The sequence below is a fragment of the Morganella sp. B601 genome, assembly GCF_051172335.1.
Lineage (GTDB): Bacteria > Pseudomonadota > Gammaproteobacteria > Enterobacterales > Enterobacteriaceae > Morganella > Morganella morganii.
This window is the reverse complement of the sequence record NZ_JBPIZE010000002.1, coordinates 646433-660161: the sequence shown is the minus strand read 5'-3', so window position 1 is coordinate 660161 and position 13729 is coordinate 646433. Positions and strand designations below refer to the sequence as shown.

14 protein-coding genes are annotated in these 13729 nt (G+C 50.4%); 6 read left to right on the top strand and 8 right to left on the bottom strand.

Annotated features, from left to right (window positions below; genetic code table 11):
* Positions 1-2: 2 nt before the first annotated feature.
* From brnQ to ACSBQN_RS07825, 3 genes are all read right to left on the bottom strand, one after another.
* Complete coding sequence (gene brnQ / locus ACSBQN_RS07835) at positions 3-1325, bottom strand: branched-chain amino acid transport system II carrier protein (protein ID WP_214167435.1); 1323 nt, start codon at positions 1323-1325, stop codon at positions 3-5.
* Positions 1326-1482: 157 nt separating this feature from the next.
* Positions 1483-2289, bottom strand: a complete 807-nt coding sequence (yidA, locus tag ACSBQN_RS07830) for a sugar-phosphatase (RefSeq protein ID WP_434991642.1) — start codon at positions 2287-2289, stop codon at positions 1483-1485.
* A 240-nt stretch (positions 2290-2529) separates the two neighbouring features.
* Complete coding sequence (locus ACSBQN_RS07825) at positions 2530-2913, bottom strand: helix-turn-helix domain-containing protein (RefSeq protein WP_024473327.1); 384 nt, start codon at positions 2911-2913, stop codon at positions 2530-2532.
* A gap of 207 nt (positions 2914-3120) precedes the next feature.
* Here ACSBQN_RS07825 and ACSBQN_RS07820 point away from each other — a divergent pair, with 207 nt between their 5' ends.
* On the top strand, positions 3121-3255 hold the full coding sequence (locus tag ACSBQN_RS07820; RefSeq protein ID WP_004239899.1) for a PhoP/PhoQ regulator MgrB: 135 nt from the start codon (positions 3121-3123) through the stop codon (positions 3253-3255).
* A gap of 151 nt (positions 3256-3406) precedes the next feature.
* The gene (locus ACSBQN_RS07815; RefSeq protein ID WP_024473326.1) at positions 3407-4807 is read left to right on the top strand and encodes an amino acid permease; all 1401 of its coding nucleotides are present in this window, start codon (positions 3407-3409) and stop codon (positions 4805-4807) included.
* Positions 4808-4863: 56 nt separating this feature from the next.
* On the opposite strand, the gene pagP is transcribed toward ACSBQN_RS07815, so the two are convergent.
* Positions 4864-5469 carry a lipid IV(A) palmitoyltransferase PagP gene (pagP, locus tag ACSBQN_RS07810; protein ID WP_046024465.1) on the bottom strand — a complete coding sequence of 202 codons (606 nt, stop codon included), beginning with the start codon at positions 5467-5469 and terminating at the stop codon, positions 4864-4866.
* 479 nt (positions 5470-5948) lie between these two features.
* Between pagP and cspE the strand changes: the two genes are divergently transcribed.
* From cspE to rluF, 3 genes are all read left to right on the top strand, one after another.
* Positions 5949-6158, top strand: coding sequence for a transcription antiterminator/RNA stability regulator CspE (cspE, locus tag ACSBQN_RS07805; protein WP_004239901.1), 210 nt, complete (start codon positions 5949-5951; stop codon positions 6156-6158).
* A 223-nt stretch (positions 6159-6381) separates the two neighbouring features.
* Positions 6382-7179 carry a bifunctional hydroxymethylpyrimidine kinase/phosphomethylpyrimidine kinase gene (gene thiD / locus ACSBQN_RS07800; RefSeq protein WP_024473324.1) on the top strand — a complete coding sequence of 266 codons (798 nt, stop codon included), beginning with the start codon at positions 6382-6384 and terminating at the stop codon, positions 7177-7179.
* Between the two features lie 48 nt (positions 7180-7227).
* The gene (gene rluF / locus ACSBQN_RS07795) at positions 7228-8124 is read left to right on the top strand and encodes a 23S rRNA pseudouridine(2604) synthase RluF (protein ID WP_214177223.1); all 897 of its coding nucleotides are present in this window, start codon (positions 7228-7230) and stop codon (positions 8122-8124) included.
* Between the two features lie 203 nt (positions 8125-8327).
* Here rluF and fbaB read toward each other — a convergent pair whose 3' ends face one another.
* The 3 genes from fbaB to yegQ form a co-directional block, all read right to left on the bottom strand.
* The gene (gene fbaB / locus ACSBQN_RS07790) at positions 8328-9377 is read right to left on the bottom strand and encodes a class I fructose-bisphosphate aldolase (protein ID WP_004235228.1); all 1050 of its coding nucleotides are present in this window, start codon (positions 9375-9377) and stop codon (positions 8328-8330) included.
* A 63-nt stretch (positions 9378-9440) separates the two neighbouring features.
* A complete protein-coding gene (gene yegS / locus ACSBQN_RS07785) occupies positions 9441-10334 on the bottom strand; it encodes a lipid kinase YegS (protein WP_024473322.1) in 894 nt (297 codons plus the stop codon).
* A 241-nt stretch (positions 10335-10575) separates the two neighbouring features.
* On the bottom strand, positions 10576-11967 hold the full coding sequence (gene yegQ / locus ACSBQN_RS07780; protein WP_024473321.1) for a tRNA 5-hydroxyuridine modification protein YegQ: 1392 nt from the start codon (positions 11965-11967) through the stop codon (positions 10576-10578).
* Positions 11968-12185: 218 nt separating this feature from the next.
* Between yegQ and ACSBQN_RS07775 the strand changes: the two genes are divergently transcribed.
* The gene (locus ACSBQN_RS07775; protein ID WP_024473320.1) at positions 12186-12947 is read left to right on the top strand and encodes a hypothetical protein; all 762 of its coding nucleotides are present in this window, start codon (positions 12186-12188) and stop codon (positions 12945-12947) included.
* Between the two features lie 56 nt (positions 12948-13003).
* On the opposite strand, the gene baeR is transcribed toward ACSBQN_RS07775, so the two are convergent.
* Complete coding sequence (gene baeR, locus ACSBQN_RS07770; protein WP_024473319.1) at positions 13004-13723, bottom strand: two-component system response regulator BaeR; 720 nt, start codon at positions 13721-13723, stop codon at positions 13004-13006.
* Positions 13724-13729 lie beyond the last annotated feature (6 nt).

Below are 13729 nucleotides of genomic sequence, written 5' to 3'. Positions count from 1 at the left end.
GTTTACGCGGCCGCATCCGGCTGCGGTTTTGCCGGTCTCATGTTGCCGGCAACAAACGAGATGATAAAGGCAATCACGCCCGGCAGTAACCAGCCGATCCCTTCCTTAAAAAGCGGCATCCGGTGTAACACTGCCAGCGCATTTTCATTGAGCAGACCGATGTTATTCAGGGTGTCGAACGCACTCATCACCACCAGCACCGCGACAGTAAAGCCGTAGGTAAAGCGCGGGTTACGCATTTTACGGCGGGCAAACTGCAGGAACACCAGTGCAACAGTGGTCGGGTAGATCAGCAGCAGCACCGGAATGGTGACGCGCAGCAGCGTATCAAGGCCGAAGGTGGAGACAATGGTGGTCAGCAGTGTGGATACCACCACCCAGAAACGGTAATCCAGGCGCGGGTTGAATGTCGCGAAGAAATCCGCACAGGCACTGGTCACGCCGACAAAGGTGGTCATACTGGCGAGCAGTACGATACTGCACATCAGCCAGGTACCGGGCGCGCCGTAAAGGGCATCGACATAGCGGGAGAAAATCTGTCCGCCGTTGGTGGCTGTCTGTGAAACAGCATCACTGGTCGCACCCAGGTAGAACAGACAGATGTAGAGTGCAGCCAGCAGGCCGACTGCAATCAGCCCGGCTTTGATAGTGATAATCACCACGTCCTGCGGTGAGGTGATCCCGCGAGAGGCCAGCGCACGGGCAACAATACCGCCGAATGCCATTGCGGACAGCACATCCATGGTCTGATAACCATCGACAATACCGGAGAAGAACGCAAAATCCACATACTGATTGATCGGTTCATTAATCGGGGAGAGCGGGGTGCGCACCACGGCGATCCCCACGGCAACCAGCAGGAACAGCAGGGCCGGGGTCATAAACTTACCGATGGCACTGATCATCGTTCCCTGTTTAAGCATAAAAAACATAGAAACGAAGTTAAATACAAAGGCAAAAATCAGATGGCTGGCGGTGCTTTTCTCAACGAAACCGAGCGGCAGAAAACCCAGTTCATACGCGGTGTTGGTGACACGCGGCATGGCGAATGTTGAGCCGAGGATCAGATAGAGCGCCACCCAGAATGTCACAGAAACCCAGCGCGGCAGATCGACAGAAAGCCGCTCACCACGGCCTTTGACCGCAACAGTAATCAGGGTGAGAAATGGCAGAACGACGCCGGTGACGATAAATCCGAGAGAGGCACTGAACCAGTCAGTTCCCGAGTGATAACCCGCCATCGGCGGAAAAATTATGTTGCCCGCACCCAGGAAAAGCGCAAAAACCATCATCCCGAGAACGAGCATGTCTTTTGTTGAAAACATAAAACAACCTGTACATGTTAAAATTAAATACTGTGATTTAGTTATTTTTTAAATGAAACCGTTAAAATAGTAACAAAATACAGGTTGATTAAAAGACTCAGAAGAGTAAACGGAACAAATTCACTAATCAGGGGAATTTGAAAAAATATAATCCCGGTCACACAAACTTTTCTATGGCTGCTGCCACACCATCCTCATCATTTGAGGTTGTCACATATCCGGATTTTTGCTTAATATGGTCGGCGGCATTGCCCATTGCGACACCCACCCCGGCGTACTCCAGCATGGAAATATCATTGTTCTGATCGCCGATACACATGACTTTATCCGGTGTCAGCCCCAGTTTTTCGGTGATTAGTGCAACAGCCTGTCCCTTCGTGGCGTTTTTGGCAGAGATCTCCACAAAATGCGGCGCTGTCCGCAGAATATTGTAGCTGTCAAAGGAGACCTGCGGGATATACCCGGCGGCTTCATTCAGGCGCAGCGGGTTATCAATCATCATAAATTTGCTGAACTGCATTTCGCTGTCCATTTCTGCCAGCGGACGATAGTGCAGCTGTGTTTGTGTCAGGTAAGCATCCATCAGGGTGTAGTGGCTGATATCACGGTTTGTGGTGAACATTTCGCCGTTGCTCAGTACATGAAAATGCACGTTAATATCCCGGGCCAGCGCCTCAAAATAGCGGTAATCCTCAAAATCCATCAGCGTTTCAATCACCGGCTCGCCGGTTTCGGCATCATGGATCACCGCACCGTTGTTACTGATGCAGTAATGATTCTCTTTATCCAGCCCCAGTTCACGGAGGTAGGACAGAATGCCGTTAAACGGGCGGCCGGACGTCAGGATAACATGCAGACCTTTCTCTTTTGCGCGGGTGACAGCAGCACTGACAGCGGGGGTAATCTGATGGTGAGAGTTAAGCAGGGTGCCATCGAGGTCAATGGCGATAAGTTTTACGGACATGCAGGCTCCTGAAAACAGCGGCAACAAAATAACAGACAGTTAAAATGTTATGCCGCCATTTCGGGGGGATGTCAATAAAACCGCCCGTTGCGCGATAAGATTGCCGTTATTCATCAAAAACAGCCGGATACACCGTATGTTGTACTGCGGCAGGGATTTGTCCTGCCAATCTGAATGCTGAATAAGATAGTTAAAATCATATGACTAAATATAGTTTTGTTATTAATTGTTTAAGTTGCCTTAGTTACAGTCATGACTGAAATGCCACGGCTCTTTGATATCCAGAGTGATATCCGGGTTCTGGCGGTAGTCGTAAGGGGTGATGTTATATTCTTTGCGGAACATATAGGTGAAATGAGATTGCGACCCGAAACCGAAATCAAGGGCGATATCAAAGATAGTCTGTTCACTCCGGCGCAGGGCGTTAACCGCACCGGCCAGACGGCGCTGACGGATGTATTTGCCGAGCGAAATCCCGGTAACTTCTTTGAAGATCTTCTGCATATGCCAGAGCGAGTACCCGGAATAGGCAGCCAGTTCTTCGAGGTGGATAACACGACCTGTGTGGTTTTCTATCCATTTACTAAGTGCGCACACAAGTGCGACATGATTATCTTGCGGCATTGATGATTTCGGCTCAGTTTCAGGGTTTTCCAAGTATACAAGTTTATTTCATTATGACAAAACAGGGTGTTATCTGTTTATGCGCTTCCTGCTGATGAAATGAATTTTTTTGTGAAACAGCACACTCATTCCGCTAAAGTATGTGACGAGACCGGAATGTAACGAAATCTTGTTAACGGGTATAATTCAGATGAAAATAGGCGAAACATGAAAAAAATCATAATTATCCTGCTGCTGATTGTTGCCGGTGTATTTTTTTATATTGCGGCGCTCGATAAGTACTGTGATCAGCGTGAGGATTTTATGCTGGGAATCTGTGAAATTACGAAATTTTTTCCGTAAGATAAGGGCTGAGTTTTGCCTTTTCCCTCTGATTATCTTGTTGCTAACGGTATTCAAGGCAGCAAAATGATGTTTTAATAACGGGCTTAAACTTTTCAGGATGCAGTAATGCACGACGCAGAATAATAATATAGCCGTTACAGAGGATCTAATGTCAGAAGTACAGCAGGAGCAGACGCTCAAGCGCGGATTAAAAAACAGACACATACAGCTTATCGCATTGGGTGGTGCTGTGGGTACGGGGCTGTTTCTGGGAACAGCCACAACGATTCAGATGGCGGGGCCTTCTGTCCTGCTCGGTTATGCAGTCGCCGGGTTTATCGCGTTTCTGATCATGCGCCAGCTTGGTGAGATGGTGGCAGAAGAGCCGGTTGCCGGGTCATTCAGCCATTTTGCCCATAAATACTGGTGCGGTTTTGCCGGCTTTTTATCCGGCTGGAACTACTGGGCGATGTTCGTTCTGGTGGGCATGGCGGAACTGACGGCGGTCGGCGAGTATATTAAATTCTGGTGGGATGTCCCGACCTGGATCTCTGCGGCAGTTTTCTTTGTGCTGATAAACCTGGTAAACCTGGTGAACGTCAAGGTTTACGGGGAAACTGAATTCTGGTTTGCCATGATCAAAGTGGTGGCCATTCTCGGCATGATTGCCTTTGGTGCTTATCTGCTGATCAGCGGTAACGGCGGCCCGCAGGCGTCTGTCAGTAACCTCTGGGAGTTCGGCGGATTTATGCCGCACGGCTGGGGCGGACTGATTTTCGCAATGGCGATCATTATGTTCTCTTTCGGCGGCCTCGAACTGGTCGGTCTGGCGGCAGCGGAAGCGGAAAATCCGCGTTACAGTATTCCGAAAGCTATCAATCAGGTGGTTTACCGTATCCTGATTTTCTATATCGGTTCTATTACCGTTATCCTTTCTCTCTATCCGTGGACAAAAATTGTCGAGAACGTCAGCCCGTTTGTGCTGATCTTCCGTGAAATCGGGCATGCCTTTGGTGCTGCGGATTCTGTGCAGGGCAATATCAACCTGTGGATTGCCCATGTGCTGAACGTGGTGGTACTGACTGCCGCTCTCTCTGTTTACAACAGTGGTGTTTACAGCAACAGCCGCATGCTCTACAGCCTGGCCCGTCAGGGCAATGCGCCGGCATTCCTGAAGCGCATCAGTCCGCGTGGTGTGCCGGTGAACTCGATTATTCTGTCCGGTCTGGTCACCTCAGTGGGGATCCTGATCAACTACCTGCTGCCGAAAGAAGCGTTCTCTCTGCTGATGTCGCTGGTGGTTACCACACTGGTGATTAACTGGATTATGATCTGTATCTCCAACCTGAAATTCCGTCAGGCGAAGATGAAAGAGGGTGTGGAGCCGTTCTTTAAGGCACTGTGGTATCCGTGGGGCAACTATATCTGTCTCGTGTTCCTGGCCTTTATCCTGGTGCTGATTGCCCTGATGGATGGTCTGCGGATTTCAGTGATCCTGCTGCCGTTCTGGATTGGCTTCCTGTGGCTGACATACCGCTATTATGAACACCGCCGTGCCGCGAGAGCATAACTGCAGATAATAAAAAACCGGGGAAAAATCCCCGGTTTTTTTATGTTCAAAAGTACTTAAAACTGCCAGCGGGCCCACATAAACAGGACGTTGCCGTTATTGTAAGTGCCCGGAATATAAGTGGCCTGAATCGCGAGGCGGTTATATTCCACCGACGCCAGCGGCAGCGGTACCGGGATCGGGATATAGTGATAGTCATCCCGCGCCGTCACACCAATGGTAAAGCCGACACCGGCTTTGAACCCGTCCTGCCCGTGCGGCATCCACATCTTCTGGAACCCGTAACCGACAATCGGCTCCCATTTATTGTGTGAATCCTTAAATGCCATGGCGTACAGGCTGTGCCAGTCATTATCCTCATCATAGTAGGATTTGCCGAACCCGGCCCCCCACGGCTTTTCATTGTATTTATCGGTTTTTTCTTTGTCGTAGGTCAGGCGGTTATGCCACGTCCAGAACGGGACATATAAATCATACTGGTCTGATTGCCAGACGTTGGTGACGTTGCGTTTAAACGTTCCCCACAGTCCTTCTGAAGCTGTTGTATCATTTGTGACGCTGTCACTTTTTAATGTGTCCTGTTCCTGCGCTGCTCCGGGTTGTGCGGCCATCAGCAGAGAGGTGAGCGTCAGGGCGCTGATTGTGCTTAAAGAAAGCTTCATGAATGACTCCTGGTGTGACAATAATCATTTATCCTAAAACGATTATTTTGCTCATAACAAATGATGCTAATTAATAGACAAGAATTATAGTAACATAGATTTTATATTATTTTTATACTGCTAATCCGGCTTAAATCTAAACAAAATATCAACGGACACCGGAACCAGGCAGATTCTTAGTCCGGAAATAATGAAGTAAGGCAGCTTATCGTTCTTGCAGGAAAGGAACAAAGTTGTAATTTTTTTATATGTTTAAACACAAGCGGTTATCAATTTTCCGTATAAATTTACCTGAACATGTTATTAATATTTCTAAATATGTGCACCAGATCTTCCCGCTGAAAAAATCGCTTGATTTCCGACCTGTCCTATGTGATAACTCAAATGGGTAAACGAGGTACGCTTCTGTTTTTTAAGCAGTAACGACTAGTTTGTATATCGCCGGTTATCGGCAAATTTGTAGGATAGGAATTTTATCAATGGCTAAACTTAAAGGCACCGTTAAGTGGTTTAACGAATCAAAAGGTTTTGGTTTCATCACTCCAGCTGATGGCAGCAAAGACGTGTTCGTACACTTCTCTGCAATCATGACCGATGGTTTCAAAACACTTGCTGAAGGCCAACAAGTTGAATTTGAAGTGCAGGATGGTCCTAAAGGCCCTGCTGCTGCCAACGTCACTAAAGCATAATTATCTCCGGCAATAAGATTGCCCCTGATAGTTGGTTTTACCAGCGTGGTCAACGCGACAGCCTGATAGCCGTTTTAACGACGAGTGTATATCACTGACGCAAATTCAGACCCTGTGCCCTTGCGGGCATGGGGTTTTTTATTGCCTGTTCTGCGGTGGTTTCCTGTCACCGGATGCGTATAATTCACTATACAGAGTGGTACAGTAAAACAGGAGATATCAGGTGAGAATCAACGCATTAACCATTGCAGGAACAGATCCGAGCGGCGGCGCGGGTATTCAGGCAGATTTAAAAACCTTTTCTGCACTGGGCGTTTACGGCACCACGGTGATGACGGCGCTGGTGGCACAAAATACCTGTGGTGTAAATTCTGTTCATTCTGTCCCGCCGGAATTTGTCGCAGCGCAACTGGATGCGGTACTGACGGATGTCAGAATTGACAGCGCCAAGATTGGTATGTTGTCTGACGGCGGCGTGATCCGCACCGTGGCTGAGAAACTGCGTCAGTATCCTGTGCCGTATGTGGTACTGGATACAGTCATGCTGGCGAAAAGCGGCGATCCGCTGCTGAAAGCCGAAGCGGTTGATTTACTGATCTCTGAATTATTACCTCACGTTTCGGTTATTACCCCCAATCTTCCCGAAGCGGCGGCATTGCTGAAAACGTCCGTCGCCACAGATGAAAAAATGATGCTGCGGCAGGGCGAGGCACTGATGGCCGCCGGGGCAAACGCCGTATTGCTGAAGGGCGGACATCTGGATAACGCCGAAAGCCCTGACTGGCTGTTTCTGCCGGATGGCCGCCACCGCTTTACCTCAACCCGTATTCCGACCAAAAACAGCCATGGCACCGGCTGTACATTGTCTGCGGCAATGGCGGCACTGCGGCCTCAGTGTGCGGACTGGGCGGAAACCACGGAGGCGGCAAAACAGTATCTGCACGGGGCGCTGGCGGCGGCAGACAGCCTGGAAGTGGGGCACGGACATGGCCCGGTTCACCATTTTTATCAGTGGTGGTGATATCACACGATAATTGGTGTATATTGCGCGCTTTTCAGGGGGGAAGATATGGAAACGGGTTCATCTGTGCGTCTTAATAAATACATCAGCGAAAGCGGTATCTGCTCCCGCCGGGATGCGGACCGCTATATTGAGCAGGGATTGGTCCTGATCAACGGCAAACGTGCGGCTATCGGCTCACAGGTAATGCCGGGTGATGTGGTTAAAGTCAACGGACAACTGATTGAGGCGCGGGAGCAGGATGATCTGGTGCTGATTGCCCTCAATAAACCGGTGGGTATCGTCAGCACCACCGATGAAGGCGAGAAAGATAATATTGTCGATTTCGTCAATCACAGTACCCGTATCTTCCCTATCGGCCGCCTGGATAAAGATTCACAGGGATTGATTTTCCTGACTAACCACGGCGATCTGGTAAACAAAATTCTGCGTGCCGGTAACGATCACCAGAAAGAGTATGTGGTGACGGTAAATAAACCAATCACCGATGATTTTATCCGTGGTATGGGTGCAGGTGTGCCGATCCTCGGTACCGTTACCAAAAAATGTAAAGTGAAGCAGGAAGCGCCGTTTGTTTTCCGCATCACGCTGATTCAGGGGCTGAACCGTCAGATCCGCCGCATGTGTGAGCATTTCGGTTATGAAGTGACGAAACTCGAGCGTGTCCGCATCATGAATATCAGCCTGACCGGGATCCCGGTGGGGGAATGGCGTGATTTAACGGATGACGAGCTGGTTGAACTCTTTGATGCGATTGAGAAATCTTCCTCTGAAGATAAAAAAGTCAAAAAGCCGGCTGCAAAACCGCAGAAGCGTGATAACAAAATTAAAGTTGCTCCGCCGGTTTATCCGGGTTCAGATAAACAGCAGAAGAAGAAAGAGAGCAACAGTGATAGCAACCGCCAGCGTTTTGCCCAGGCAGGGCGGAAGAAGAAGAAACGATAATTATCTGTCTGCTGAAAAGTAATCTGCAGTACAGGTAATAAGCGGATAACGGGCAGGCGGACGAAAAGCATGCGCGTCATGGATGACGCGTCTGAGCTTACAGGGATGTATTTACAGCGGCTTTTCGTTTTGCCCGTTATCAGCAGCTCCCCGGAACAAACAGGGAGCACAAAATCAGGCCGGTTATCCGGCCTGTTTTGCATTTAAGCAATCGTCACTTTCTTATCGAGATACACATCCTGCACTGCATTAATCAGTGCCACCCCGTCTTTCATCGATTTCTTAAAGGCTTTACGGCCGAGGATCAGCCCCATACCACCGGCACGTTTGTTGATCACCGCAGTACGGACCGCATCCGCCAGGTCATTATTACCGGACGCACCGCCGGAGTTAATCAGCCCCGCACGGCCCATATAGCAGTTCGCCAGCTGATAACGGACCAGGTCAATCGGGTTATCCGTGGTCAGTGTGCTGTAAACGCGCTCATCAGTATGGCTGAAGCCGATGGCTTTAAAGCCTCCGTTGTTTTCCGCCATTTTCTGTTTGACGATATCCGCACCGATAGTAGCCGCAAGGTGGTTTGCCTGGCCGGTTAAATCCGCGCTGGCATGATAATCCACCCCGTCTTTTTTGAAGGCCGGGTTGCGCAGGTAAGCCCACAGCACGGTCACCATGCCCAGTTCATGGGCACGTTCAAAGGCCGCAGAGATTTCTTCTATCTGACGGCGGGATTCCGGTGAGCCGAAATAAATCGTCGCCCCGACAGCCACCGCGCCCATTTCGAAAGCCTGTTCAACACTGGCGTACAGTGTCTGATCATACTGCGCAGGCAGGCTCAGGGTTTCATTGTGGTTGATTTTGACAAGGAACGGGATGCGGTGTGCATAGCGGCGGGCAACAGAAGCCAGTACACCGTAGGTAGAGGCAACACAGTTACAGCCTGCTTCGATAGCCAGCTCGACAATATTTTTCGGATCAAAATAGAGCGGGTTGGCGGCAAAAGAGGCTGCAGCAGAGTGCTCAACACCCTGATCTACCGGCAGAATGGAAAGATAACCGGTTCCCGCCAGACGGCCGTGATTAAACAGTGACTGCATGGAGCGCAGTACGGTATTCGGCCGGTTATTGTCAATCATCACGCGGGTGACAAAGTCATCGCCCGGCAGATAAAGATTGTCTTTGGGAATGGTGGTGCAGGTGTGTTCAAGAAGAGATGATGCATCATTGCCTAACAACTTAACGATATCAGTCATGGTATGTAAACTCCGATTCCTGTAGCGTGTTATAAAATTGTCACGGATTGTCGTGGATTGTGTTTAAGATAACAACCCGCAGTGTGGCGGTAACCGGCACTGGATCGCTTCAGGCAGCACGGAAAAGGTGAATTGCTGACCAGTCAGCGGTTCGCCGTCGAGATTAAACACCATCTCATGTGCCGCGTTGATGGTGATCCGTGTGCTGCGCTTCATGATGACGCCTTCCGCCTCGCCCTCATTAAAGAGGCTGTTCCAGAGTGAGCGCGGCCAGTTGCGTTCGGGCAGAATACTCAGGTTGAGCAGACCGTCATTGATCCGCGCATCCGGACACAGTTTATGTCCGCCGCCCGCCTGGCAGCCGTTGCCGACACCAATCACCAGTGCGTCGTCCTGCCAGTGGAAATCATCACAGCTGATAGTACAGTGATCCGCTTTCAGCAAATCACTGCGTGTCAGCCCGTGGAGAAAATACGCGGCACCGCCGAAGGTGCTTTTCAGGGCTTCCGGGGTATCTGTGGTGATTTTCGGGCCGAATCCGCCCGTAGCCATATTGATAAAATAATGAGATTCATTGATACAGCCGATATCAATGGCGACCGCGCTGCCTTTTGCGGCCAGGAGCAGGGCTTTGGTTTTATCCGCCGGTATTCCGGCTGCGGTGGCAAAATCATTGGCGGTACCGAGCGGCAGAATACCGAGAACCGGGCGCTTTTCAGCCGGATATGCCATCAGAGCACTGCATACGGCATTAATCGTGCCGTCGCCCCCGGCGGCAATCACGGTTGCTGCTTTCAGCTGATGGGCTTCGCGGACAAAGCGGGGAATATCCTCCGGCTCCCACGTCACCCGTACCTGAATATCCTCACCGCTTTCCCGCAGGTGCCGGACAGCCTGACGAATACCGTCATCACCGGCACGTTTTCCGTTAAGAACCACTATATGCGTTTCCGCCATATCAGACTCCGTGTTCAGATTACGTCTTTTAAAGATAACAAACACGGGCGGTTTATGCCGGGAAAAATGAGCGGAGAAAAAAGAGAAGGGCACAAAAAGAAAAGGTTGGCTCAAGGGAGATTGAGCCAACCAAGGAGGTGGTTCCTGGTATTACATGTTGCGTTTTAGTTCTTCATTTTCCTGTCCGATACTACGAAATAACTAACGTGATTGTTGTGATCGGATTCGAAAATTCAGAATTTTACCCGTTGGTGGCCGCAGCGTCGGTAAATTCCGGCATATGCGGATTACGGGTGCTGGTGCCCGGTAAGTTACGGATCAGCAATGCAAATTCCAGGTTTACATCATCCGGTACCGGCAGGTAGACAATATGACCGTTACCCGGCGCGACTTCGGTGGCTTCCCCTTTGCGGTTATTCATGGCATCGAGGGTAAAGCTGATGTTGCCGTTCGGGGTCATCAGTTCCAGACTGTCGCCGACGGAGAATTTGTTTTTCACATCCACTTCAGCCAGTCCGTTCACGCGGTTGCCGGTAAACTCGCCGACAAACTGCTGGGAATCGGAAACGGAATAACCGTACTCATACGTCTGATAAGAGTCATGGGTATGACGACGCAGGAACCCTTCGGTATAACCGCGGTGTGCGAGGCCTTCCAGCGTGGTCAGCAGTGACGGGTCAAACGGTTTTCCGGCAACAGCGTCATCAATGGCACGGCGGTAAACCTGTGCTGTACGGGCGCAGTAATAGAAGGATTTGGTACGGCCTTCGATTTTCAGGGAGTGAACACCCATCTGTGTCAGCTTTTCGACATGCTCGATAGCCCGCAGATCTTTGGAGTTCATAATATAGGTGCCGTGTTCATCTTCGAACGCGGTCATATATTCGCCCGGACGCTGTGCTTCCTCAATCAGGAACACTTTGTCTGTCGGGGCACCGGCACCGAGGGTCGGCTCAATGTTTTTCACCGGAATCGGTTCCTGCTTGTGGACGATATTACCGACCACATCCTCTTTGCCTTCCTCGACTTTATATTCCCAGCGGCAGGCATTGGTGCAGGTACCCTGGTTCGGGTCACGTTTGTTGATATAACCGGAGAGCAGGCAGCGGCCGGAGTAGGCCATGCACAGTGCACCGTGAACAAACACTTCCAGCTCAATTTCCGGCACATTTTTGCGGATATCAGCGATTTCTTCGAGTGACAGTTCACGGGAGAGGATCACACGGGTCAGCCCCATCTGATGCCAGAATTTAACGGTTGCCCAGTTTACGGCATTGGCCTGAACGGATAAATGGATATCCATCTGCGGGAAATGCTCGCGCACCATCATGATCAGACCGGGGTCAGACATAATCAGTGCGTCCGGACCCATGGCAATCACCGGCTCCAGGTCACGGATAAAGGTTTTCAGTTTGGCGTTATGCGGGGCGATATTGACCACGACATAGAATTTCTTGCCCAGATCGTGGGCTTCCTGAATGCCTTTGGCGAGGTTTTCGTGGTTAAATTCGTTATTGCGGACACGCAGGCTGTAACGTGGCTGTCCGGCATAGACCGCATCCGCACCATAGGCGAACGCATAGCGCATATTCTTCAGCGAGCCCGCCGGAGAGAGTAATTCGGGTGTAAACATAATGTATTCCGATCTGAGTTCAAGTCAGAACCTTCCCCGGAGGGGGAGGCGTAATCAAGGCGTTGGATTCTAGCGCGTCATCCGCCCGGTATCAAATGAATTACTGAAAATGGCATGAATATCGGATAACGATTTGATATAGTTTCGTTAAATTCAGTGGTGCGGCGGATAATTCCTGCCGCGCTATCATTTACTATAGCCTGTTACAGCGTGGATACATGGAAAAACGTCATATTGCAGTCTGGATCGGTCTGGCTCTTAACCTGATTTTCCTGGGGATTATCTCCTATATTCCGTCGGCACTTGAGCCGTACCGGGATGAACTGGATTATCAGATGCAGCAACTGATTGAAGTCTTACCGTACGTGAAAATTCTGATGACCGGCGGGATGGCCGCACAGCTGGCCAGTCTGGCATTCTTGCGTAACCAGCCGAAACTGGGCCTGGTTCTTGCCATGATCGGCGGTATTATTTTTATTCCGCTGGGCTTTATCTTTATCGTCGGTTACCTCTACGACTACAACCGCGTGGTCTACCGTTCACTGAAAACAGTACCGAAACTGGCACAACTGCCGTTTGAGGTCCTGCTGAAATTCAATAAACAGCGCCAGATCAGTATGGCGGTGCTGTACGGAATACTCGGCGTGGCACTGCTGGTGTTCGGGATGGATATCGGCGGCATTATGGTCGCGGTGGCGATTGTGCTGGTGATTAACGCGCGGCGTATCCAGTATTATCCGATGCTGGCGATTGCCGGTGATAACCTGCTGTTTACCCCGGGGCAGTACGCGGTCTGCTATGAAGCGCCGCTGAGTGCTTTCACTGTGATAACAGACAACCGCGCTGCGCTGAAACTGCATATCAGAACAGCAGAGCTGGATCGGACATTCCGTATTGCAAAAGCGGATTTATTACAGGATGAGCAAAATACGCTTGATAAAATCCTGGCGCGGCTGAAGCGTCCGTCCGTTATTCAGTAACTTAGTTATTCAGTAATCAGAAAAACAACAAACGGCGGATATTCCGCCGTTTTTTATCAGATAATGGTGGCGGCAATAATCTCAGCCGGTCCGCCTTCCCAGCGGTAACCCAGCCCGTAGACGGAATGAATAAAATCGCGGTCACCATCTAACTGCCCGAGCTTGCGGCGCAGATTTTTGATATGGCTGTCAATCGTGCGGTCAGTTACCACGCGGTAATCATCATACAGATTATCCAGCAACTGATTGCGCGACAGCACGGTGCCCGGCTGTGACACCATGGTGCGCAGCAGGCGGAATTCAACCTGAGTGAGATCCAGGCTCTGTGTCCCGAAACGCACCTGATAATTCACCTCATCAATAGTCAGGGTGTCACATTTATCCTCTGACATATCGTTACTGCGCCGGCAGCGGCGCAGGATGGTTTTGATTCGTGCCACCACCTCACGCGGGCTGTAAGGCTTGCAGACATAATCATCCGCACCGATTTCCAGCCCCAGCAGGCGGTCAATTTCTTCAGTTTTGGCCGTGACCATCATGATGGGCACATCACTGAACTGACGGATTTCACGGCAGAGTGTCAGGCCGTCTTTCTCCGGCAGCATCAGATCCAGCAAAATCAGATCCGGTTTATTTTCCTGCACCCAGGCTGTCACCTCACCGCCGCGTGCCAGCCAGTGCGTGCGGTAATGGGCGGCGTGCAGGTAATCTGTCAGTAACTGAGCCAGTTTCGGCTCATCTTCCACAATAAGAATCAGTTCAGCATTTTGTTCCATGCAGTC